Source organism: Mediterraneibacter flintii, from assembly GCF_055387595.1.
The window spans coordinates 1,463,345-1,486,479 of record NZ_AP031405.1; the positions used below are offsets into that span (position 1 = coordinate 1,463,345).

A 23,135-nucleotide genomic window follows, 5' to 3' on the forward strand; every position below is an offset into this window, starting at 1 on the left:
TTGAAGAAAATCCCAGTTTATCCGGAGATTTCCATATAAATAAGGCGCCAAGCCCTGCTATGATATAGAGCAGGGTGACTAAAATAGCGAATTATCTTGAAGCGCCCATACAATCAGAACAATAGAAGCAAGAACTGCGATTAGCTCCAGTGTAGAAAAAAAGCGTTTCTCACGACGTTCCTTGTATTGAAGAACGCGCTCTTCATGGTTATTTTCCAAATAGGAGGTGATATGCTCTTCTGTAATTCTGCATGCCACCTGATCAGAAGGTGTAAAAGCATGAAGATTTTCCAGAATCTCCTTGTAAACTGCCTCGTAGACTTCTGGATTTACTCTGGGCTCTTGTATGTCCTTACCGGATGTGTCGTGGGAAGCTTGCTCGGGAGAGCTGGCAGCTTCGCTCTCTTTTTGCATATTTATATCTTCTGTTATCTGCGGTTTTACTTCTGGACTTTGAGATGTCATTTCATTGGCTCTGTTTTCTTGTTCCATTTTTGTACCTCCTGGCATTTCTATAAGGATTTAGGTGTGAAAAACTACTATATATAAAAACCCTTCTTCTATTTAAACCCTAGCGTCAGTGTACAAGGGGCAACACGCCTCAAATCGCCGAAATTTCTGCGGTTAAGGTCTGCGAGTCGTGAAGAGACAAATTTAAGCCTCTTTTAGGCACTTGAACGACGCGTACAGAGACGTACGCGGAGTGAAAGTAACGACAAAGCGGCTTAAATTTGTCCTTCATCGACCGTATTGCCCCTTGTACACCGACGCTATATATTTATCATAACAGTTATTTACAAAAGAGAAAAGAAAAATGTCGAAAATTGAGGGTTCTTTTTTATAAAACTAGTAACAGTTCCGCCCGCGCCATTCGTAAAATCGCACTGCGTGCTTATCGTGGCTACCGCCACCGTTTTACTCATTGATGGGCGCTTAAGCTCATACAGATGTACGCTCGCAAAAACATGCAAGCATGTTTTATGCTTCTCGCACACTGTATGGCCGAACTGTTACTAAAACTATAGTTTCTATATGATTATGTATTGCATTTCACAAAAAATGTGGTACAATTAAAACAACGGAAAACCACAGATAATAAAAAAGAAAACTAATAAAAACCACATAAATTTGTGTGGCATTTGGTGAAAAGTAATGGAAACAGTGGGATTCAAAGAAAACATAGGAGGTAAAGTATGAAAGTCTTAGAGTGTAAATTTCTCCAGGATTTTGTCAAAATGGCAGAAGATGGATATCAGCAGGGCTGGCATGAAAGAAACGGTGGCAATTTGTCTTATCGCCTGAAAAAGGGTGAAGTAGATGCAATCCGCCAGCGCCTTTCGGAAACTGCATCCTGGCAGCCAATTGGTACTTCTGTACCGGGACTTGCAGGGGAACATTTTCTCGTAACAGGAAGTGGAAAATATTTTCGGAATATTATTGTGGATCCAGAGGCATGTCTGGCGATTATTGAAGTAGATGGAAGTGGAAATAATTATCGTATCCGTTGGGGACTTGCAGAGGGAGGAAATCCGACGAGTGAGCTGCCAACACATTTGATGAACCATGAAATAAAGAAAAAACTTACAGGTGGAAAACACAGAGTAATTTATCATGCACATACGACAAACACGATTGCATTGACATTTGTCCTTCCACTTAATGATGAAGTATTTACCAGAGAGCTTTGGGAGATGGCGACAGAATGTCCGGTTGTATTTCCGGAAGGTGTCGGCGTCGTAGGCTGGATGGTGCCAGGAGGCCGTGACATTGCAGTGGCGACAAGTAAACTGATGGAGCAGTATAATGCAGTTATATGGGCGCATCATGGTATGTTCTGTTCAGGAGAAGACTTTGATCTGACCTTTGGACTCATGCATACCATTGAAAAGTCTGCGGAAATACTGATCAAAGTAATGTCTATGGTACCACAGAAAAGACAGACGATTGAGCCGGATGATTTCAGAGCTTTGGCGAAGGGATTCAATGTAGAGCTTTCTGAACGTTTCCTGTATGATAAGAGAAGCCTGTCTATTTAGAAAAATGAATTAAGAAATAGAAAAACTGTCGGACACAGATGCTGGGAGAAAGGAATGCATCTGTGTCTTTTTATTGTATAGGAAACTTTGTTCCCTATACAATAAAACCCTCCAGGTAGATGCATACTGCGCGCAAGTGGAAAATGGCTGCTGACACAGCCGCGCTTCGGCGTGAGAATGTGCAAAGCACATTCTTTTTATGTATAAATGCTTGTAATCTGCGGAAAATACTGTATAATAGAAATATAAATAATTCCTAGTAAAATAATAGGAATTATCAGAGAAAGGAGGAGGCCAAGATGATTAATATACAAAAGGCAGCAGTAATAGGGTGCGGATTTGTAGGTTCTTCTATTGCATATGCTTTAATGCAGAAAGGAACTTTTTCGGAGATTGTTCTGCTGGATGCGAATCAAAAAAAGGCAGAAGGGGAGGCAATGGACATCAGCCATGGGCTTCCGTTTGCACATGCAATGGATATTTATGCAGGAGGATATGAAGACATTCGGGATGCAGCTGTCATTATTATTACAGCAGGGGCAAATCAGAAGCCTGGAGAAAGCAGGCTGGATTTAGTACAGAAAAATGCAAAGATTATGAAATCTGTGATTGGAGAGATAAAAAGAGTCAAATGTGAAGGAATTCTGTTGGTTGTCTCTAATCCGGTGGATATTCTGACATACGTAGCTTTGAAGGAATCGGGATTCCCGCCGTCTCGGGTAATCGGATCAGGAACTGTTTTGGATACAGCAAGGCTGAAATATATTTTGAGTGAGAAACTGAAAGTAGACAGCCGGAATGTACATGCTTTTATTATCGGGGAGCATGGAGACAGTGAGCTAGCTGCCTGGAGCTGTGCAAACATATATGGGATTCCACTTCAAGAATTTGCCAGGATGAAAGGATACAAAAGCTTTACAAAGGAGATGGATGAGATCTATCATGCAGTGAGGGACAGTGCTTATGAGATTATCGAGCGCAAAGGAGCGACTTACTATGGAATCGGAATGGCGGCTGCGAGGATTGCCGAATCAATTGTACGCGACAGCCATACTGTAGCGCCGGTGTCCGTTTTGCTGAATGGAGAATACGGTCTCTCTGGATTATGCTTAAGTATTCCGGCAATTGTCGGAAATGAAGGAGCAGAGCAGGTGCTGGAGATTGCGTTTAGTGAAGAAGAAAATGAGAAGCTGAAAAAATCTGCCGGAGAACTAAAAGCAGTATTAGAGAATATTCGGTAGATAAAAGTATAGCATGCGATATTAAAAAAGGGAATTTCCAGAGAAAAAGGGTCTTTACAATTAAAGAAATATCTGATATAGTACAGGTGTTCACTCGGAGGGTGAGCCATTCACAGGAAATGGCAAGCTGGATAAGGTGACAGGCTGAAATGTCTGTTAGTTTATCTGGCTTTTTTTGTATAATAGGATTAGGGTGTCAAAAGGTAACTTTTGCAAATGCTTCCGGCACTTTTCACAAAAGGATAACTTGCCAGACGACTTTATGCGCGATGGAGATGAAACTCAAAAATCACGGAAGCCTTTGCTGACGTGATTTTCGTATTAAGAGGTTCAGCGGAATGCTCCGCGCACCGGAGTCTGAAAAGTTACTTTTTGTGAAAAGTGACAAGAGAATTTAAATAAGTTACCTTTTGACACCCGAATCATAATAGGAAATTTCGATAAATTTCCTATTATACAAAAAGCCCTCCGGGTGGGATGCGCACGCCGCAATAAGGAAATTTTACCGCTTTGCGGTATTGCGGCGGCGCGTAAAATGGAAAATGGCTGCTGACACAGCCGTGTTTCGGTACAAAAGATGTACAAAGCACATTTTTGTTTATATTAAAAGACAGAGAAGGGAGCATACAATGGAATTTTTAAAGGAAAATGTGAAAAAACTTTACTTTAAATATTTATCTGCCGCATTTGGAAGCGCTTTAATTACTTCTATTTACGGAGTTGTGGATATGGCAATGGTGGGACAATACCAGGGGCCGGACGGCACTGCCGCCTTGGCGGTCGTTGCACCAGTGTGGAATATTATATATAGCCTTGGATTGCTTATGGGGATAGGTGGTTCTGTCTTGTTTGGTGCTGTCAGGGGAAAACAAAAAGGGGGAACAGAAGACAACGAATATTTTACGGCAGCTCTTATTGGAGCATGTATTCTTGCGGTGGTAAGCTGGATTGCAGTAGCTGTCTTTGACAGACAGATGTTGACGATTTTTGGGGCGGAAGAGACATTACTTCCTCTGGCAGAACGGTACTTACTTCCAGTAAAATTTGCTGTGCCGTTTTTCCTGTTTAACCAGATGCTCGCTGCATTTTTAAGAAATGATAATGCGCCGGGACTGGCTACAAAAGCTGTTTTAAGCGGCGGTATATTTAATGTTTTCGGAGACTACTGTTTTGTATTTGTGCTGGATATGGGAATATTTGGGGCAGGCCTTGCAACTGCTATCGGAGCAGCGATTTCTTTTTTCATCATGCTGACACATTTCTTTGCCAGGACGAATACATTGCGGCTGGTAAGACCGAAACGTCTGATTTATAAACTGCGACAGATTTCTGTAAATGGGTTTGCGACATTTTTTATAGATGTGGCGATGGGGATACTGACGATGCTGTTTAATAGGCAGATTATGAAATATGCAGGCACAGACGCGCTGGCAGTATATGGGATTATTGTAAATATCAGTACATTTGTACAGTGCTGTGCATATAGTGTAGGACAGGCAGCACAGCCAATTATTTCCGTAAATTTCGGCGCAGGAAAATGGGACAGGATTCGGCAGACATTGCGATATGCGCTGCTTTCAGCCGGATTTTTCAGTATAATATGGACAGGCTTATCCCTGGCAGTGCCCAATATGTTTGTACAAATTTTTATGGAGCCGACAGAAAATGTGCTTCAGATCGCGCCTTCGATTATTCGGGCTTATGGAATTTCATTTTTACTGCTTCCCTTGAATATTTTTTCTACGTATTATTTTCAGTCTGTAATGAAACCGAAAATCTCCTTTCTTGTCTCGGTTGCGAGAGGAATGGTGATCAGCGGATTCTTTATCTATCTTTTGCCGGCTGTGGCAGGGGAAGAGGCGCTTTGGTTTGCCATGCCTATTACGGAATTGATTGTAGCCATATTTGTTGTGATATGGATGGTGCGCTGCACTAGGCAGGGAGAAGGGAAAGCTTCTGTGGCAGAAACAATTTATATAGATGAAACGTGTATATAAAATCAACTATGCAGGTGGAAATAAAAAGGCAAGCAGAATTTTTTTGAGGGGGGAGTTCCGCTTGCTTTTTCTCTAGGGAGGCAGGTTTTCAGGCCTAACTACTACGATTATGATCGTGTGTGGTATAAGGACATTATCAAAAATGGAGTAGAAACTTAAAATAAAAGCTTGACAAATCTGAATGAACCAGTTAGAGTATTTGATGAAACAGCGATGAAACAATGAAAGAAAATGTACGATATCCTGTTTCGCAAAGAGAAGTTCAGGTGAAATCTTACAAAGGGAAGATACGGCGTTCCAGATTTACAGATGGGTATAAGCGCCGAGATAGAAAGGAGCGCCATATGAATTTATTGGACGCCAAAGAAGGTAAAGAGTATATTGTAAAGGATATTGTAACAGAGGATGATGAGCTGAAAGCATTTTTGTTTTCTCTGGGTTGTTACAGTGGTGAACCAATTACAGTGGTTTCACATTTAAAAGGCGGCTGTGTAGTTTCTATTAAGGACGGGCGCTATAATATTGATATTGATTTGGCGAAAGCTATTTCAATATAAATTATTCTCAAGATAATGATTTAGTTCATTATTTTTTTTACAAAACGGTTAGTGTATACTAATCAAAATAAAGGAGGAAATTTTCATATGAGAGTTGCTTTTGCAGGGAACCCTAACAGTGGAAAGACAACCATGTACAACGCACTCACAGGAAGAAATGAGCGTGTTGGAAACTGGGCCGGTGTTACGGTGGAAAGAAAAGAAAGCATGATTAAAAAGGCGTACTATAGCGGAGGGGAGGAACTGGTTGCAGTAGATTTGCCCGGTGCTTATTCTATGTCGCCTTTTACTTCTGAAGAAAGTATCACCAGCAGCTATGTAAGACATGAAAATCCGGACGTAATCGTTAATATCGTGGATGCTACAAATTTAAGCCGGAGTTTGTTTTTCACGACACAGCTTTTAGAACTTGGAGTTCCGGTTGTAGTAGCGCTGAATAAAAGTGACATTACAGAGAAAAAACAGACAAAAATTGATGAAAAGCTGCTGTCTGAAAAATTAGGATGCCCCGTTATTAAGACGATTTCTACTTCTTCCGGCCACGAGGGACTCAAAGAAGTCATAGAGCAAGCTGCTGCTTTAAAGGGCAAAGGGCAGAAAGCGCCTTATGATGAAGGCGACGTTGATCTGACGGATAAGAACGCGGTAGAAGCTGCCGATAGAAAACGTTTCGACTTCGTTAATGGGATTGTAAAAAAAGTAGAAGAAAGAAAAGTCCTGACAAAGGATAAAAATGCGCAGGATAAAATAGATGCGGTTATTACCAATAAAATTTTAGGTATTCTGATTTTTGTTGGAGTTATTTTCCTTGTATTCTACATATCACAGACTACAGTAGGAACCTGGATCGCAGACTGGCTCGTTGGGTGGATTGAAACATTCCAAGGCTGGGTTGGCGGATTGATGGAAAGCGCAAATCCGTTGTTGTATGCACTTCTTGTGGATGGTATCATTGGCGGCGTGGGCGCAGTAGTTGGATTCCTCCCGCTGGTAATGGTAATGTATTTCCTCATTGCTTTGCTGGAGGATTGTGGGTATATGGCACGTGCGACGGTTGTACTTGATCCTATCTTTAAGAGAGTTGGACTTTCCGGTAAATCCGTTATCCCAATGGTAATCGGTACAGGATGTGCTATCCCGGGCGTTATGGCTTCCCGTACAATCCGTAACGAGAGAGAACGCCGCACAACAGCGATGCTTACACCATTTATGCCATGTGGAGCGAAGATTCCGGTAATCGCATTGTTCGCAGGCGCGTTCTTCGCAAATGCGTGGTGGGTGTCTGCTACCATGTATCTGGTAGGTATCCTTCTGGTTCTTTTCGGAGCTCTGCTTGTAAAGAGAATCACAGGACAAAAATACAGAAAATCTTTCTTTATTATCGAACTTCCGGAATACAAGATTCCAAGTTTAAAGAGAGCTTGTGTATCCATGCTTGAGCGTGGTAAAGCATATATTATCAAAGCAGGTACTATTATTCTGGTGTGCAACACGGTTGTACAGATTATGCAGACATTCAACTGGCAGTTCCAGGTTGTTGCAGAAGATGCGGCGGATACATCTATCCTTGCAAGTATCGCACATCCGTTTGCCGTACTGTTTATTCCGGTTGGGTTCGGCGTATGGCAGCTTGCAGCGGCAGCAATTACAGGATTTATTGCAAAAGAGAACGTAGTTGGTACTTTGGCAGTTGTTTATGGTATTACAAATGTGATTGATACAGATGAGTTGGCTTTGGTTGGTAGCGGTAATGAAGTGGCAGCGGTTATGCAGCTTACAAAAGTAGCAGCTCTTGCGTATCTGATGTTCAATCTTTATACACCTCCGTGTTTCGCAGCTCTCGGAGCTATGAACTCAGAGATGAAGAGTGGAAAGTGGCTGCTAGGTGGTATCTGTCTTCAGCTGGCGACCGGATATACAGTAGCATTCCTCGTATACCAGATCGGAACACTGGTGACAACAGGAGCTCTTGGAACTGCATTTATACCAGGATTGATTGCAATCATTGTATTCGCGTTAATCATTCTTTGGAGAATACGCAAGTCCGACAAAGAATTTGCGGCAGAGTATAGCTTAAAAGCAAAAGCGTAGACAATATAATAGTAGCAGCGGACAGGGTGTTATACTTTGTCCGCTGTTTTACGCCAGACAGAAAAGGAGGAGCTTATGGCAAACATAATTTCAGTGCTTGTATTGGTAGTTATAGTCGGAAGCGCAATATTCTATATAATAAAGGCAAAGAAAAAAGGGGTAAAATGTATCGGCTGTCCGGCGGGTGGAAACTGTCCAAGTAGTAAGACGCTGCCGAAGAAGAAATTGGAGGGGCCGGTAATCGGTAAAAAGACAATAAAAATAGAAGGGATGCACTGTGAACACTGCGCGGTGAACGTGACAAAAATGTTAAACCAGATTGACGGTGTCCGGTCGGACGTGAATTTATCCAAAGGAATTGCCGTTGTTTCCTATGATCGAAAAATTGAAAGCAGCGTTCTGAAAAATGCGATAGAAAAAATAGGATATAAAGTGATAGATATATCTGAAAAGAAAGGATAATGCTTTTATCTAATCTGTCTTGGCTCCCTCTATATCTATGAAAAAATCCGGCAGTGACCCGATTCATAAAGTCCTGCCGGATTTTTGAGGAAATGAAATTATCCCTCATGTTCTTTTATTCAGTTGAAAAAATTCTGTAGACAACACATTCTTACTAATTTTGTGTTTTGGTTTTGTTTCGGTTGATATGGTTTTTGATTGCCTCGAAACTTTCCACGCTGATTACGTGTTCAATCCGGCAGGCATCGGCAACGGCAGTGCTGGCCTCTACTCCAAGCTGCTCAAGCCAGGAGGAAAGCAGTGTATGACGTTCGTAAATGCGGTCGGCAATCTCTTTTCCAGAGGCAGTCAATGTAATATACCCCTCCGGAGATACGAGAATATGGTTATTTTCCCGAAGTTTTTTCATAGCTACGCTGACGCTGGACTTTTTAAATCCAAGCTCTGCCGCGATATCTACGGAACGAACAACAGGATGTGCGTTACTCAATACTAAAATGGTTTCCAGATAATTTTCAGCAGATTCGTTTACATTCATCATCATAGATACACCTCGATTTTCTATAGTTTAAATACTGTTTGATATAACGGCAGCGCGAGCTGTATTTTACGCTACGGCACTTTATATAATAGTCAGTATAACATATCTGATTTATAACATCAAATGTAATAAAATAAAAAACTGAAAATATAAAGAAGTCCTTGACAACTAATCCTTGTTAGCATATACTAACTGTTGGGAGTTGAAAAAAATTATCATTTTAATTTTGTATTCCCAGTTTGTTCCGTACCGGTAACTATTTTTCAAAAAGTAAGAAAGAAGAATAAGAGGAAATGCAATGGCAGATATAATTGTAGTAATAATTGTAATTGTTTTGCTTGGGGTTGCACTTAGAGGTTCGATTAAGCATTTTAAAGGAGAAAGTTCCTGCTGCGGAGGAGGCTCCGGTACCAGGAAAAAAGTGAAAAAAAAGACTTTAGACGGACCTGTGATAGGCAAAAAAACGATAAAAATATCCGGCATGCACTGTGAGAACTGTGTAAACAGTGTAACGAAAGCAATTAATCATGTGGAAGGAGCTTCGGCAAAGGTAAGTTTAAGTGACGGCAGTGCAGTTGTATCTTATGACCGCGAAGTAAGTGAAACGGATTTAAAACGTGCTGTTGAGAGTGCTGGATTTGAGGTAATAAGTATATCGTAATGGTTATTGCAAGTGAGGCGGAGGTTACCATGAGTAAGAAAGAACAAGTTATTGAACAGCTGAAAGAAAACGGATGCAGGATTACAAAGCAGCGTCTCATGTTAATCGATATTATTCTGGAAAATGAGTGTTCCAGCTGTAAGGAAATATATTATAAAGCGTCTAAAATAGATGAACGTATCGGCGTTGCGACTGTCTATCGGATGATAAATGCTCTTGAGGAGGTCGGGGCAATCAGCAGAAAGAATATGTACAAAGTGAATTGTTCTGAAAACTGTAATTTTGAACATGCCTGCAAGATCGTATTGGATGACGAAACAAGTTTTCAGTTATCGTCAGGCAGTTTGAATAAGGTGATTCAGGAGGGACTGAAACGGTGTGGATATGTGAAAGACCAGAAGGTGACATCTATCAAGGTTCATTCTGAAAATGAAAAGTTGAAATGTTGACAAAAAGCGCTTACTGAGAGTATTCCCGATAAGCGCTTTTCGTCTGTAAAAGTCAATTGGTATTAGAAAGAAAAAAGAGGTGGCTATGAAAAAAATAGTAAATGGATTTTTTATTGGATTGGGATTTTTCTTTGTTGGACTTGGGGCAGTTGGAATTGCTCTTCCTGTGTTGCCGGCAACTCCATTTTTAGTGTTGGCAACGATTTGTTTCGCAAAAGGTTCTAAAAAGTTTCATACGTGGTTTTTACAGACAGGGCTGTATAAAAAGTATGTGGAGCCGGCTGTGCACAAGAAGGAAATGTCGAAGAATGCAAAAAGAAAGACATTATGTACACTATGTCTGATTTTTTTAATCAGCTTTTTAGTTGTTCCGATATGGTATGTTAAGGGGATCATTTTTTTAGTCGCCCTGTTTCATATTTATTATTTTACATTTAAAATTCGTACAGCTAAGACAGAGGAAAAGAAGTTGGAAATGGCAGAATAACAGGCAGGTGCAAAAATGGACAAAAATAATAGGATTGAAAAAAAGCGCAAGCAGGAAATTGAAATGCTGGACTGCATGATACGAATCTACTGTAGAGGAAACCATGGCACAAAGGAGAAGCTTTGCGAGGACTGTCAGGCACTTCGTGAGTATGCGGTGACAAGAACGCAGAAGTGCCCGTTTATGGAGACAAAAACCTTCTGCAGTGCATGCAAGGTACATTGCTATTCTCCACAGATGCAGCAGAGAGTAAAGGCAGTTATGCGGTATGCAGGGCCGCGTATGTTATTTGTGCATCCGGTAATGGCTTTGAAGCATGTGAAGGTGACTTTGGCAGAGAAGAAAAAGAACAGCAGAAAAGGAATGTAAAAGAAGGATATGATTAAGAAAAGACTGGTGGGATTATTGTCCCATGCGAAAAAGTATATTATATATAATGTCATCTGGCAGTGGATTGCACTGCTTTCCCAGATTGCCGCAGTATTTACGATTGCAAGTATGGCAGAACGCGTTTTGCGTGAGAGCATAAAGGCGGAGAATATCAGGAATGCAGTGCTTATTTTGGCGGTAGTTATAGTTATACGGTTTGTATGTGAGAAAATGGCGGCGAAGGCTTCCTATCAGGCAAGCGCAGATGTAAAACGGATTCTGCGGGAAAAAATCTATGAAAAGCTTTTGAAACTGGGTGTTTCTTATAAAGAAAAGGTGCCCACCTCTGAAATCGTGCAGGTAAGCACAGAGGGAGTAGAACAGTTAGAAACATATTTCGGAAAATATTTGCCACAATTATTTTACAGTCTTTTGGCACCGGTTACACTGTTTATAGTATTAGCCCCTATCAGTTTGAAAAGTAGTGCAGTACTTTTAGTATGTGTGCCTTTGATTCCGGTTTCTATTGTAGCAGTACAGAAATTTGCCAAAAAACTGCTGCATAAGTATTGGGGAATCTATACTGGGCTGGGAGATAGTTTTCTTGAGAACCTGCAGGGACTGACAACACTGAAAATCTACCAGGCGGATAAAAGGAAAGCGGAAGAGATGGATGTGGAGGCGCAGCGGTTCCGCAAGATTACAATGAAAGTACTTACTATGCAGCTAAACTCTACAAGCGTGATGGATATTGTGGCATATGGAGGAGCAGCTGTAGGAATGATTGCAGCAGTATGGGAATTTCTCCATGGAAAGCTGGACTTGTCAGGAACGCTGTGCGTCATTCTTTTAGCCTCCGAATTTTTTATTCCTCTGCGACTTCTCGGCTCTTTCTTCCATATTGCTATGAATGGAATGGCGGCAAGTGATAAAATTTTTCGGATTTTGGATATGGAGGAGCCGGCGGAAGGAACAGAAGAGCTGGAGGATAACGAGCTTGAAATAGAATTGGAAGAAGTTTATTTTTCTTATGAGGAAGGAACAGACCTGCTCAAAGATATTACACTTACAATTCCGGCAGGTTCCTTTATATCACTGGCAGGAGAATCTGGATGTGGAAAGAGTACGATAGCAGGGCTTATTACCGGAAAAAATAAAGGGTTTGCAGGAAAAATAAAAATTGGTGGAAAGGAATTGGCTTCTGTGAAGGAAGCGTCTCTTTTAAGCAGAGTTACTTTGGTGCGCCATAACAGCCATCTGTTTAAAGGCACTGTGGCAGAGAATTTAAAAATGGCAAAAGCAGATGCTTCGAAGGAGGAAATGGAAGAAGCTTTAAGAAAGGTGAATCTTTTAGAATTCTTAAATACCAGACAGGGGCTTGATACGCCATTGCAGGAACGGGCGGCAAATCTCTCCGGTGGACAAAGGCAGAGGCTTTCGATAGCCAGAGCGCTTCTAAAAGGTACCCCTGTTTATATATTTGATGAAGCAACCTCAAACATCGATGCGGAAAGTGAAGACATGATTATGAATGTGATCCATGAACTGGCAAAGACAAAGACTGTACTTCTAATATCGCACAGACTTTATAATGTGACAGGATCAGACCGTATCTATATGCTTTCTGGTGGAAAAATAGTAGAGAGTGGAACTTTCCAGGAGTTAATGGAAAAACAGGGGATCTTTGCAAAACTTTATGAAAACCAGAGAAAACTAGAGGAATATAAAAAGGAGGTGCAGGCATGAAGAAGGAAAGAAAAAGAAGAAGCGGGATGAAAATCATGCTGGACTTAATTGGGCTTGTAAAACCGCTTCTTCATATTATGATTGCGGCAGTTCTCCTTGGGACTTTAGGCTATCTCTGTGCGATATTTCTCACCATACTGGCAGGAAAGGCAGTGCTTGAAGGAGTGTATGCAGGGCAGAATGTCAGGCATATTTTCATTCTGATGGTGGCGGCCGCAATCTTAAGGGGACTTCTTCACTATGCGGAGCAGTACTGCAACCATTTTATTGCTTTTAAACTGCTCGCTATCATTCGCCATAAGGTGTTTGCTGCACTTCGAAAGCTCTGTCCGGCAAAACTAGAAGGAAGAGACAGAGGAAACTTAATTTCAATAATTACAACGGATATAGAACTTTTGGAAGTGTTTTATGCGCATACGATCTCTCCAATTGTGATCGCTGTTTTGACTTCCCTGGTTATGCTTCTGTTTATTGGACGGCAAAGTCTTATTGCCGCTGGACTTGCATTTATTGCATATGTTATTGTAGGAGGCTTGATTCCGTTTTGGAATGGAAGACGGGGCGGAGAGAAAGGAATGGAATTTCGTTCAGAATTTGGAAAACTGAATAGCTTTGTTTTGGATTCCCTGCGTGGGCTGGATGAAACGCTCCAGTATGGACAAGGAAAGAATCAAAAAGAGGAGATAACCAGGAGATCGCTAAAACTGGCGCAAATGCAGGAAAAATTAAGCAAAATGGAAGGGACGCAGAGATCCTTTACTAATTTGGTGATTTTGTTGTTTTCCTTTGGGATGTTTTTCCTGACGTTGTTTCTTTATAATGCAGGAAGTATGAAATTTGACGGGGTTTTGATTTGTACTCTGGCAATGATGGGGTCTTTTGGTCCGGTTGTGGCTCTTTCCAGTTTGTCCAATAATCTAAACCAGACGTTGGCAAGCGGAGAGCGTGTACTTTCTATTCTGGAGGAAAATCCAGAAGTGGAGGAGGTTCCAGATGAAAAAGACAAGCAGGCGGGCGTAAAAGTACCTTTTACAGGAGCAAAAGCAGAGCATGTAGATTTTGCCTATGAGGACGAATGGATTCTAAAGGATTATAATTTCTCTGTAAAGCCCGGGGAAATTATTGGAATTCATGGGGCAAGCGGTTCAGGAAAATCTACCTTGCTAAAGCTTCTGATGCGGTTCTGGGATGTCAAAAAAGGGGAGATTAAAATATCGGGAAGAGATGTAAGAAAGATCCCTACTACGTATCTTCGGGATACAGAGAGCTATGTGACGCAGGAAACACATCTTTTCCATGATTCGATTGCCAATAATATTGAGATTGGAAAACCAGGAGCATCAAGGAAAGAGATCATAGAAGCAGCGAAAAAGGCTTCTATCCATGAGTTTATTATGACGCTTCCAAAAGGGTATGACACAGAAGTCGGAGAGTTAGGGGATACACTTTCTGGAGGGGAAAGGCAGAGAATCGGAATAGCCAGGGCATTTTTGCATAATGCGCCCTTCCTTCTGCTCGATGAGCCTACGAGTAATCTGGATTCTCTCAATGAAGGCGTAATATTAAAATCTCTGGAGGAAGCAAGAAAGAATAAAACCGTCCTCTTAGTTTCCCACAGAAAATCTACAATGAATCTGGCAGACAGAGTATTTGAGATGGATAATGGAAGGATTTCATAAGTGAGAAACAGAAAAAGGATATGTAAAAATGTGGAGATTAATGATAAAATTTATCGAAAAATAGTGTTAGAATTGACTAGCCGGAAGGTCAGTTGCTATGATAGGTCACTGTAAAGAATGTTTCACAAATGTTTTAATGTGTAAAGGGAGTGGTGAAAATGAAGCAGCACAGATTCTGGGCATGGGCGTCAGTCTTTTGCTTTCTCATGGTATTCTACACAGGATACAAGCACAAATAATATCCCGATAGAAAATAAACAGGGGTATACACAGACACAGAAAAATTACATATATTAATAGGAGGTTTTAATTATGTGGGATATTTTTAAATTGAAAAAGTTAGGTATTTTTGCAGGTGGAGTATTGTTTGGGACAGCAGGAGTAAAGCTTTTGTCAAGCAAGGATGCGAAGAAGGTCTATACGAGCTGTACAGCGGCCGCACTTCGCGCAAAGGACTGCATTATGAAAACAGCGACGACTGTACAGGAAAATGCAGAGGACATTCTTGCAGAGGCACAGCAGATGAACGAAGAGAGGGCGGCGAAGGAAGCCGCTTGTGTAGAAGAAGATGCCAAGGAGCAGACAGCTACAGAAGAATAGAATGTAAGGATTATTCCCCCGCAGCTGCCTGCGGGGGAATCACTTTGGAGGTAACAGTGTGAAATTTATTATTAAGCATGAAATAAAAGGACGTCTCCGTATACATTTTGTACAGGAGCGAATGTCCTATGAGGAAGCAGATATATTGCTGTATTTTCTTAACGGTCTGTCTAATGTTACAGAAGCAAAAGTATATGAGCGCACAGCAGATGCGACAGTTTCTTATACAGAGGATCGCCAAAAAATCATACAGGCGCTGAAAACATTTCGGTATGAGGATATACAGGTTCCGGCAAATGTTTTGGAAAGCTCCGGCAGAGAGTTAAATGCAAAATATCAGGAAAAGCTGATTTTAAAAGCCCTTCTGCACTATGGAAGAAACGCATTTCTTCCATATCCAGTGCGGGCAGCATATATTGCATTGAAGTCTGTAAAGTATATCTGGAAAGGGGTACGGTGCCTGGCAAAAGGAAAAATTGAAGTTCCTGTGCTGGACGCGACCGCAATTGGAGTCTCTATTCTTCGGGGAGATGTTAAGACGGCTGGTTCTGTTATGTTTCTTCTGGGAATTGGAGAGATTCTGGAGGAATGGACGCATAAGAAGTCAGTGGGTGACTTGGCGCGCAGTATGTCTTTGGATGTAAAGAAGGTATGGCTGAAAAGAGAAGAACAAGAAGTGCTTGTGGATGCTTCTGAAATTGAACCGGGCGACGTAGTTGTTGTGCATATGGGAAATGTGATTCCTTTTGACGGAGAGGTGGTAGCCGGTGAAGCGATGGTAAACCAAGCGTCCCTGACAGGAGAAGCGCAGCCGGTGAGAAAGCAGAAAGACAAATATGTATATGCAGGAACAGTACTGGAGGAAGGGGAACTGGAAATCAAAGTAAAGGCGGTTATGGGAGCGACCCGTTTCGAAAAAATTGTCGCTATGATTGAAGATTCCGAGAAGCTGAAGTCCTCCGTCGAAAGTAAGGCAGAGCATTTGGCAGACAGGCTTGTGCCGTATACCTTGGTAGGTACTGTGCTTGCCTGGCTTGTGACACGCAATACGATGAAGGCGCTTGCTGTCTTAATGGTCGATTTTTCATGTGCATTAAAGCTGGCTATGCCAATTTCCGTACTTTCTGCCATAAGAGAGGCAGGACAACACAAGATAACTGTAAAAGGAGGAAAATACCTGGAAGCAGTTGCAGAGGCGAAGACGATTGTATTTGACAAGACAGGCACACTTACGAAAGCGACGCCTACTGTGAAAGAGGTTGTTACCTTCGGGCTGGGAAATGAAGATGAGCTGCTTCGAATCGCAGCTTGCCTGGAAGAACATTTTCCACACTCTATGGCAAAGGCAGTTGTGGATGCGGCGAAGAAGAAGGGGCTGGATCATGAAGAAATGCATTCAAAGGTAAACTATATTGTAGCACATGGAATTTCTTCTTATATAGAAGAGAAGAAGGTTATCATTGGAAGCTATCATTTTGTATTTGATGATGAAAAATGTCAGGTGCGCCCAGAATACAGGGAGAAATTTGACGGGCTGCCAGAAGAGTATTCGCATTTATATCTGGCTGTAGATCAGGAACTGGCAGCGGTTATCTGTATTGAGGATCCACTGCGGGAAGAAGCGGCGGATATTGTCAGAGAGCTAAGAGAGGCAGGCATTGAAAATGTCGTAATGATGACAGGTGACAGTGAGCGTACGGCAGCGGCAATCGCACGAAAAGTTGGGATTGAGGAATATTATTCCGAAGTATTGCCGGAAGAGAAGGCTGGATTTATTGAGAAAGAGAAGGCAGCGGGACGTAAAGTGATTATGATAGGAGACGGCATCAATGATTCACCGGCTCTTTCTGCTGCAAATGTAGGAATTGCAATCAGCGATGGAGCAGAGATAGCCCGCGAAGTAGCAGATATTACTATTATGGCAAGCGATCTGCATGAGATTGTGACACTTCGTTATTTAAGCAGAAGTCTGATGAAACGGATTCATACAAACTATCATAGCATTATAGGTATCAATGCGGCTCTGATACTTTTAGGTGTGGGCGGGCTGATTCAGCCTACTACATCCGCATTGCTTCATAATATGTCTACATTGGCAATCAGCTTAAAAAGCATGAAAAATTTGATTGAAGAAGAAAAACTTTAATAAAAGGTACGCAAAAAACACTGTATCAGAACACAGGGCAGGACCCGCTTTACCTCATCCGTTCGAGTGGTTCCTGTCAATGCCCTGCTTATCTGACACAGTGTTTTTTGCTGTCACTTTCAGTTAGAAATTTTCACCCCGCCATTCGGAAGGCAGCTTTATTAGTTAAATTTCATTAAAAAGAAATCGACTTCACGCTGCCACGAGTTTCCAACCAGAAAAATTTGGCGTACGCTTCTGTTCTTTTCGCACTGCTCGTTGCTTCGTTAAATTTATAATTCTGCTATTATTTTTTGAATGGTTTCTATATCTTCTTCCAGCATTTCTGCTATCTCTTCTGCTGCATATCCTTTTTGTATTTTCTTTTCTACTAATTCTTGTAACTTTTGCATACCACCTTGTGTTAAACCTTCTCTTAAACCGGAAGTATGTCCCTCTGAAAGTCCTGCTGTATGCCCCTCAATCCCACAGCAAGACCTTCCTTACGTCCTTCTTCGCGCCCCTCTTCACGTGCTTTCTCCTGTTCTAATATCTTTTCTTCCCATGCCTGCATGTATTTCACTCCAATCTTTTCACTGGATTTGATGGCGTGGATCCGTTTCTGGATATTATGTATCCTTTCACTGGTACAAGAGGCACTTACTTCCTCTGTGGTATGCTCCATATACCTTAGCAGTTCTATCAGTTCTTGTGATACTCCTTCGGTATGCTGTCCGCGGGTATTTAAAAATATTCGAACAGCGCCGTCCTGTAATGACAATCCAGGTACTTCCTTACACTGCATCTGGAAGGTATATTGGTATAACCCATAGCCGAACAAATCAAAGGGACAGATAAGAATAATGTAGACGGGATTCAGCCTTTGGAATCCCACTTCTCCTGGCTTTAAAAGGTTGGAATCGATGAGCGCCTGATAAAACCGGCTCCGTTTTGGCAGATTCCCCGTATCCTCTCTCTGCACCTCTGTGTTGTATATGCGTTCCTCTTCATCCATTGCCCAGACATCCAGACAGACATACCGGTTCAAGGGATGGGTGCGCTGCTCCTTTTCTGTCTGGGGCAGGAGTTTTAAGACAACCTCCCTTCCTAGAATAATCTCCAGCATGTCCCGCATTGTATCCGGATCATCGGCAGCCTGTGAGAATAAAAAACGATCCAGCAGATTCAAATCCTTCAATGGTTTTTGTTCCATATTTACTTTTCCCCCTTTTATTATAGGGAAAAGCCTTACGGTTTACAACACTTTCCCCTTAAGTTACACAGCATTTGCCGCAAACGATATGGCGCTCTCTGCAAGGCAGACGTTAAACACACAAATATATACCTCACCTGCAGCGTAAGTAATAAAACAGATGCTGTTACAGCAGTTTCCTTTGTTTCATTGGGTAAAAATTTAGAATGCCCTGGCAGTTAAATACCAGGAAAACCGATTGTCCATCAGATGAACATAACTAGAATGATACATGTAAACTTTTAGAATATAGATTCCTTATATAAGAAATAAAGATACTTCCCCTTCCCTAATATAGATAGATATTAGAAAAGATACCCTTACCTTAACACATCAGAAAACAAACTACAAGAAAAATAAATATAAATTTAACGCAGCAACAAGCAGTGCGAAAAGAACAGGCAAACTCTGTGTCATGCTTGCATGTAAACAGAAGTTTTTCCTTCGTCTATAGGAAGGTGGCGCCCTAACTGAAATTCATAAAAAAAAGAACGGCTTCACGTTGTTATAGCCCTCCAATTAGAAGTATCTATACTACTTCTGATTGGAAATGCATAGCAGCGTGAAGCCGATTTTTTCCGTTACGAATTATAAACTTAAGCTGGCGAAAGTGTGAGTGTGAAAGAGATGCTTTGCGTGAGTGAGGAATTTCGGCGAAGCCCTGACGAACGATGCAAAGCATCTCTTTCACACGTCCCTTTTGTCACTTAAATTTATATTTATGCTTTTCCTTCAGAACCGCATACGGCAATTTTTTCTTTTACGAGATTGATTACGTTATCCATGCCTGTTTTACCATATTTTTTCGGATCGAAGGCATCTGGATTCTCATGGAGATATTTTTTTACGCCGTCGCTAAAAGCAATCCTCAGTTCTGTTGCAAAATTGACTTTACAGATTCCGCGTGTGATGGATTCGCGTACTGCTTCATCTGGTACGCCGGAAGCTCCATGAAGAACCAATGGAATTGAGACAACTTCGCGGATAGCGCTAAGGCGATCAAAATCTAACTTTGGAGTTCCTTTATACAAGCCGTGAGCCGTGCCGATTGCAACAGCAAGAGAAGTAACTCCGGTGCGTTCTGCAAACTCTTTTGCCTGCTGTGGATCTGTATAAGGAGAATCATCTGCGGCAACAAGGTCGTCCTCTTTTCCGCCGACCTTTCCAAGCTCTGCTTCTACACTGATTCCGGACGGTGCACAGGCGTCTGCCACACGGCGGGTAAGTGCGATATTGTCCTCGAAGGATTCGTGAGAACCATCGATCATAATGGAAGTATAACCTGTCCGAAGTGCCTGCATGGCCAATTCAAAACTACTGCCGTGATCGAGATGCATGGCAACCGGAACGGAGGTTCTTTGTGCAGCAGCACGAACCATTGCGAGATAGTAATCAAGACCAGCATATTTTACTGTGGACGGAGTTGTCTGCATAATAACCGGGGCGTTCATTTCTTCTGCTGCCTTTAATACTGACATAACCATTTCCATATTTTCTACATTGAATGCGCCGACTGCATAGTGTCCTTCCTGTGCTTTCTTAAGCATTTCATTTGTTGTAACTAATGACATAGAAATAACCTCGATTCTTTATAGATTTTACTTGGTAACAGTATAGCACACAACCGCATTTTTTGTCTCTCTATTTCTTGCTTTCTTAAAAAATGCAAATGATTGTTTAATAAATCCAAAGTATGGTATCTTTTTTCGTGCTAGGATGAAGAAAGAAAAGGAGGGATTATCATGTTGTTAAATCCACTGAAAAAAATAGTAGAACTGCAGAAAGAAGGAAAAAACGTCGGAATCTATTCCGTCTGCAGTGCAAACAAATATGTGATTGAAGCAGCTCTAAAGAGGGGCAAATCAGATGGTTCCTGTGTACTGATCGAGAGTACGGCAAACCAATGTGATCAAAACGGCGGTTATACTGGAATGAAGCCGGCAGATTTTAAGGAGTTTGTTCTGGAAATTGCTAAGAAGAACGGGTTTGACAAACAAAAGATATTCTTGGGCGGAGACCACCTGGGGCCTCTGACGTTCGCCGGAAAGGACGAAGCAGAGGCAATGGCAGATGCGGAAGAATTAATCCGTCATTATGTGGCAGCCGGATTTACAAAAATCCACATTGATACCAGCATGAAGGTGAGAAGTGATGCGGAGGATGAAAGATTGTCTGATGAAGTCATCGCAAGGCGTGGGGCACGTCTGGCACAGGTGGCAGAGAAGACATATCAGGAACTTTTGAAAAAAGAGCCGGATGCGATCCCGCCGGTATATATTATCGGAAGTGAAGTGCCAATTCCAGGAGGCGCAGTGGGAAGTGAGGATACGGGAGTCCAGGTGACGAAAGTAGACGACTTTAAAAATACGGTACAGACATTTGAGAAAGCTTTTGCGGACGCAGGACTTGGACAGGATGTATGGGAACGTGTTATCGGAGTTGTTGTACAGCCAGGCGTAGAAGAAAAGGACAGTGGGTGTACAGAATATGATCGTGAGAAAGCAAAGGAATTGATGGCTTCTATTAAGGATTTTCCTAACCTTGTATTTGAAGGACATTCGACCGATTATCAGACAAAAATCAAGCTGCGGGAGCTGGTTGAGGACGGTGTCGGTATTTTGAAGGTAGGGCCGGCGCTTACATTTGCGATGCGTGAGGCAATGTTCGCCCTGGAGCATATTGAACAAGAGCTGCTCTATGGCACAGATATTACTCCGAGTCATTTTGCCGAGACGCTGGATGAGGAAATGTGTAAGGATGATAAATATTGGAAAAAACACTATCAGGGAAGTGCACTGGAAATACGCATGAAAAGGAAATACTCTTTCTCTGACAGGTGCAGGTATTATATGCCGACACCAGCAGTGGAAAAGGCTTGTGACCGTCTCCTTGAAAATTTAGGGAAATTAGGAGTGCCGCTGCATCTTTTGAGTCAGTTTATGCCGATTCAGTATACGAAAGTACGGGAAGGACTGCTGGAGAATGAACCGGTAGCACTGGTAGAAGACCGGATTATCAATACGATTGACGAATACTTGTATGCCACACATCAGAGGAAGCTTCTGTAATGTGTAAAAGAGGCATGCAGATGGCAGGGATTTAAAAAGACAGGAAACCGTTGTACTGTTGAAAAGAAGCAGAAATGTCTGTTTAACAGTATGGCGGTTTTTCTATATTAAGAAGTAACAATGCCGTAACAGTTCAGCCCGCGCCATTCGTAAAACCGCACTGCGTGCTTATCGTGGCTGCCGTCACCGTTTTACTCATTGACGGGCGCTTAAGCTCATACAGATGTATGCTCGCAAAAATATGTAGGCATATTTTATGCCTCCCGCACACTGTATGGCTGTTACACAATGTCAAAGAATTTCTGGTGATAGACTGGACAGGCTGTGCTTCTATGTGATAAACTAGTGTGAAAAATATGAGCGAAGAAAAGAGGAAGAAAAATGGCGCAGTTATGGGGCGGCCGTTTTACGAAAGAAACGGATCAGTTGGTATATAATTTTAACGCATCAATTTCATTTGACAAAAGGCTCTGTGAACAAGATATACGAGGAAGTCTTGCTCATGTGAACATGCTGGGAAAGCAGGGGATTCTGACAGAGGAAGAGAAAAATCAGATTACAGATGGCCTGGAGGGAATTTTAAAAGACGTAAGGGAAGGCAGACTGGCAATTACGGATGAATATGAGGATATTCACAGCTTTGTGGAGGCGGTGCTGACGGAAAGAATAGGTGCGGCAGGCAAAAAGCTGCACACTGGGAGAAGTCGGAATGACCAGGTTGCGCTGGACATGAAGCTGTATATTCGGGATGAAGTGACAGAACTGGACGGGCTGTTAAAAGAAATGCTGGAAGTACTGTTAAAGCTGATGGAGGAAAACACCGAAACCTTTATGCCAGGGTTTACGCATCTGCAAAAGGCACAGCCGATTACACTGGCTCATCACCTGGGAGCATATTTTGAAATGTTCAAGCGCGATCGGATGCGCATGAAAGATATTTATGCAAGGATGAATATGTGTCCGTTGGGCTCGGGAGCGCTCGCGGGGACAACGTATCCTCTGGATAGGGAATATACAGCAGAGCTTATGGACTTTGCAGGTCCTACACGTAACAGTATGGATTCTGTGTCGGACAGAGATTATCTGATTGAGCTCCTTTCGGCGATGTCTACCATAATGATGCATTTAAGTCGGTTTTCAGAGGAAGTGATTATCTGGAATTCCAACGAATATAAATTTGTAGAGATTGATGATGCATACAGTACTGGAAGCAGCATTATGCCGCAGAAAAAAAATCCAGACATTGCAGAGCTTGTAAGAGGAAAGACAGGCCGTGTCTATGGAGCATTGATGGCGCTTCTGACAACAATGAAAGGGCTTCCTCTTGCCTATAATAAAGATATGCAGGAGGACAAGGAGCTTACATTTGACGCAATTGATACGACAAAGGGGTGTCTGCTTTTATTTACTGGGATGCTGGCAACTATGAAATTCAATGAAAGGCAGATGGAGGATAGCGCCAAACGTGGGTTTACCAATGCGACAGATGCGGCGGACTATCTTGTAAACCATGGCGTTCCGTTTCGGGATGCACATGGAATAGTCGGAAGGCTTGTGCTGCATTGTATTGAGAAACATATAGCGCTGGACGATTTAAGTCTTGCGGAATTTAAAGCAGTCTCTCCAGCGTTTGAAGAAGACATTTATGAGGCGATCAGCATGAAAACCTGTGTGGAACAAAGAAATACTGTGGGGGCGCCGGGCAGACAGGCGATGGAAAAGGTAATAGAAGAAGCACGTGCCTATTTGGCAAAGTAGGATTAGATAAGAGCAG

The 23,135-nt window shown here is 42.1% G+C and carries 20 protein-coding genes; 16 read left to right on the forward strand and 4 right to left on the reverse strand.

Annotated elements, in window-relative coordinates:
- Positions 1–78 precede the first annotated feature (78 nt).
- Positions 79–492: a hypothetical protein gene (locus ACZ5C4_RS06950; RefSeq protein WP_464520353.1), complete on the reverse strand. Its 414-nt coding sequence runs from the start codon at positions 490–492 to the stop codon at positions 79–81.
- A 701-nt stretch (positions 493–1,193) separates the two neighbouring features.
- Here ACZ5C4_RS06950 and rhaD point away from each other — a divergent pair.
- The 6 genes from rhaD to ACZ5C4_RS06980 all read left to right on the forward strand — a co-directional run bounded on the left by rhaD (position 1,194) and on the right by ACZ5C4_RS06980 (position 8,384).
- A complete protein-coding gene (gene rhaD, locus ACZ5C4_RS06955) occupies positions 1,194–2,036 on the forward strand; it encodes a rhamnulose-1-phosphate aldolase (protein ID WP_186875076.1) in 843 nt (280 codons plus the stop codon).
- 299 nt (positions 2,037–2,335) lie between these two features.
- Positions 2,336–3,277, forward strand: coding sequence for an L-lactate dehydrogenase (locus tag ACZ5C4_RS06960; RefSeq protein ID WP_464520354.1), 942 nt, complete (start codon positions 2,336–2,338; stop codon positions 3,275–3,277).
- 629 nt (positions 3,278–3,906) lie between these two features.
- The gene (locus tag ACZ5C4_RS06965; protein ID WP_464520355.1) at positions 3,907–5,274 is read left to right on the forward strand and encodes an MATE family efflux transporter; all 1,368 of its coding nucleotides are present in this window, start codon (positions 3,907–3,909) and stop codon (positions 5,272–5,274) included.
- A 344-nt stretch (positions 5,275–5,618) separates the two neighbouring features.
- Positions 5,619–5,831, forward strand: coding sequence for a FeoA family protein (locus tag ACZ5C4_RS06970; protein WP_464522312.1), 213 nt, complete (start codon positions 5,619–5,621; stop codon positions 5,829–5,831).
- A gap of 87 nt (positions 5,832–5,918) precedes the next feature.
- Positions 5,919–7,922, forward strand: coding sequence for a ferrous iron transporter B (feoB, locus tag ACZ5C4_RS06975; protein ID WP_464520356.1), 2,004 nt, complete (start codon positions 5,919–5,921; stop codon positions 7,920–7,922).
- A gap of 75 nt (positions 7,923–7,997) precedes the next feature.
- Complete coding sequence (locus ACZ5C4_RS06980) at positions 7,998–8,384, forward strand: heavy-metal-associated domain-containing protein (RefSeq protein ID WP_464520357.1); 387 nt, start codon at positions 7,998–8,000, stop codon at positions 8,382–8,384.
- 154 nt (positions 8,385–8,538) lie between these two features.
- On the opposite strand, the gene ACZ5C4_RS06985 is transcribed toward ACZ5C4_RS06980, so the two are convergent.
- Positions 8,539–8,922 carry a metal-dependent transcriptional regulator gene (locus tag ACZ5C4_RS06985; RefSeq protein ID WP_464522313.1) on the reverse strand — a complete coding sequence of 128 codons (384 nt, stop codon included), beginning with the start codon at positions 8,920–8,922 and terminating at the stop codon, positions 8,539–8,541.
- Positions 8,923–9,223: 301 nt separating this feature from the next.
- On the opposite strand from ACZ5C4_RS06985, the gene ACZ5C4_RS06990 reads away from it, so the two are divergent.
- The 8 genes from ACZ5C4_RS06990 to ACZ5C4_RS07025 all read left to right on the forward strand — a co-directional run bounded on the left by ACZ5C4_RS06990 (position 9,224) and on the right by ACZ5C4_RS07025 (position 17,062).
- Positions 9,224–9,586 (forward strand): heavy-metal-associated domain-containing protein, encoded by a 363-nt coding sequence (locus ACZ5C4_RS06990; protein ID WP_464520358.1) that lies wholly within the window; start codon positions 9,224–9,226, stop codon positions 9,584–9,586.
- A gap of 29 nt (positions 9,587–9,615) precedes the next feature.
- The gene (locus ACZ5C4_RS06995) at positions 9,616–10,035 is read left to right on the forward strand and encodes a Fur family transcriptional regulator (protein WP_464520359.1); all 420 of its coding nucleotides are present in this window, start codon (positions 9,616–9,618) and stop codon (positions 10,033–10,035) included.
- An 85-nt stretch (positions 10,036–10,120) separates the two neighbouring features.
- Positions 10,121–10,522, forward strand: a complete 402-nt coding sequence (locus ACZ5C4_RS07000; RefSeq protein WP_464520360.1) for a YbaN family protein — start codon at positions 10,121–10,123, stop codon at positions 10,520–10,522.
- A 15-nt stretch (positions 10,523–10,537) separates the two neighbouring features.
- Positions 10,538–10,891, forward strand: coding sequence for a nitrous oxide-stimulated promoter family protein (locus ACZ5C4_RS07005; RefSeq protein ID WP_464520361.1), 354 nt, complete (start codon positions 10,538–10,540; stop codon positions 10,889–10,891).
- A 9-nt stretch (positions 10,892–10,900) separates the two neighbouring features.
- Positions 10,901–12,637, forward strand: coding sequence for an ABC transporter ATP-binding protein/permease (locus ACZ5C4_RS07010; RefSeq protein ID WP_464520363.1), 1,737 nt, complete (start codon positions 10,901–10,903; stop codon positions 12,635–12,637).
- Positions 12,634–14,316, forward strand: a complete 1,683-nt coding sequence (locus tag ACZ5C4_RS07015) for an amino acid ABC transporter ATP-binding/permease protein (protein ID WP_464520364.1) — start codon at positions 12,634–12,636, stop codon at positions 14,314–14,316. The genes ACZ5C4_RS07010 and ACZ5C4_RS07015 overlap by 4 nt, the downstream gene beginning before the upstream one ends.
- 312 nt (positions 14,317–14,628) lie before the next feature.
- Positions 14,629–14,916 carry a DUF6110 family protein gene (locus ACZ5C4_RS07020; RefSeq protein ID WP_186875062.1) on the forward strand — a complete coding sequence of 96 codons (288 nt, stop codon included), beginning with the start codon at positions 14,629–14,631 and terminating at the stop codon, positions 14,914–14,916.
- Between the two features lie 58 nt (positions 14,917–14,974).
- On the forward strand, positions 14,975–17,062 hold the full coding sequence (locus ACZ5C4_RS07025) for a heavy metal translocating P-type ATPase (RefSeq protein ID WP_464520365.1): 2,088 nt from the start codon (positions 14,975–14,977) through the stop codon (positions 17,060–17,062).
- 415 nt (positions 17,063–17,477) lie between these two features.
- Here the strand turns inward: ACZ5C4_RS07025 and ACZ5C4_RS07030 are convergent, their stop codons facing one another.
- On the reverse strand, positions 17,478–18,254 hold the full coding sequence (locus tag ACZ5C4_RS07030; RefSeq protein ID WP_464520366.1) for an Rpn family recombination-promoting nuclease/putative transposase: 777 nt from the start codon (positions 18,252–18,254) through the stop codon (positions 17,478–17,480).
- Positions 18,255–19,012: 758 nt separating this feature from the next.
- The gene (gene fba, locus ACZ5C4_RS07035) at positions 19,013–19,864 is read right to left on the reverse strand and encodes a class II fructose-1,6-bisphosphate aldolase (protein WP_464520367.1); all 852 of its coding nucleotides are present in this window, start codon (positions 19,862–19,864) and stop codon (positions 19,013–19,015) included.
- Positions 19,865–20,035: 171 nt separating this feature from the next.
- Between fba and ACZ5C4_RS07040 the strand changes: the two genes are divergently transcribed.
- The gene (locus ACZ5C4_RS07040) at positions 20,036–21,361 is read left to right on the forward strand and encodes a class II D-tagatose-bisphosphate aldolase, non-catalytic subunit (protein ID WP_464520368.1); all 1,326 of its coding nucleotides are present in this window, start codon (positions 20,036–20,038) and stop codon (positions 21,359–21,361) included.
- Between the two features lie 381 nt (positions 21,362–21,742).
- A complete protein-coding gene (argH, locus tag ACZ5C4_RS07045) occupies positions 21,743–23,119 on the forward strand; it encodes an argininosuccinate lyase (protein WP_464520369.1) in 1,377 nt (458 codons plus the stop codon).
- Positions 23,120–23,135 lie beyond the last annotated feature (16 nt).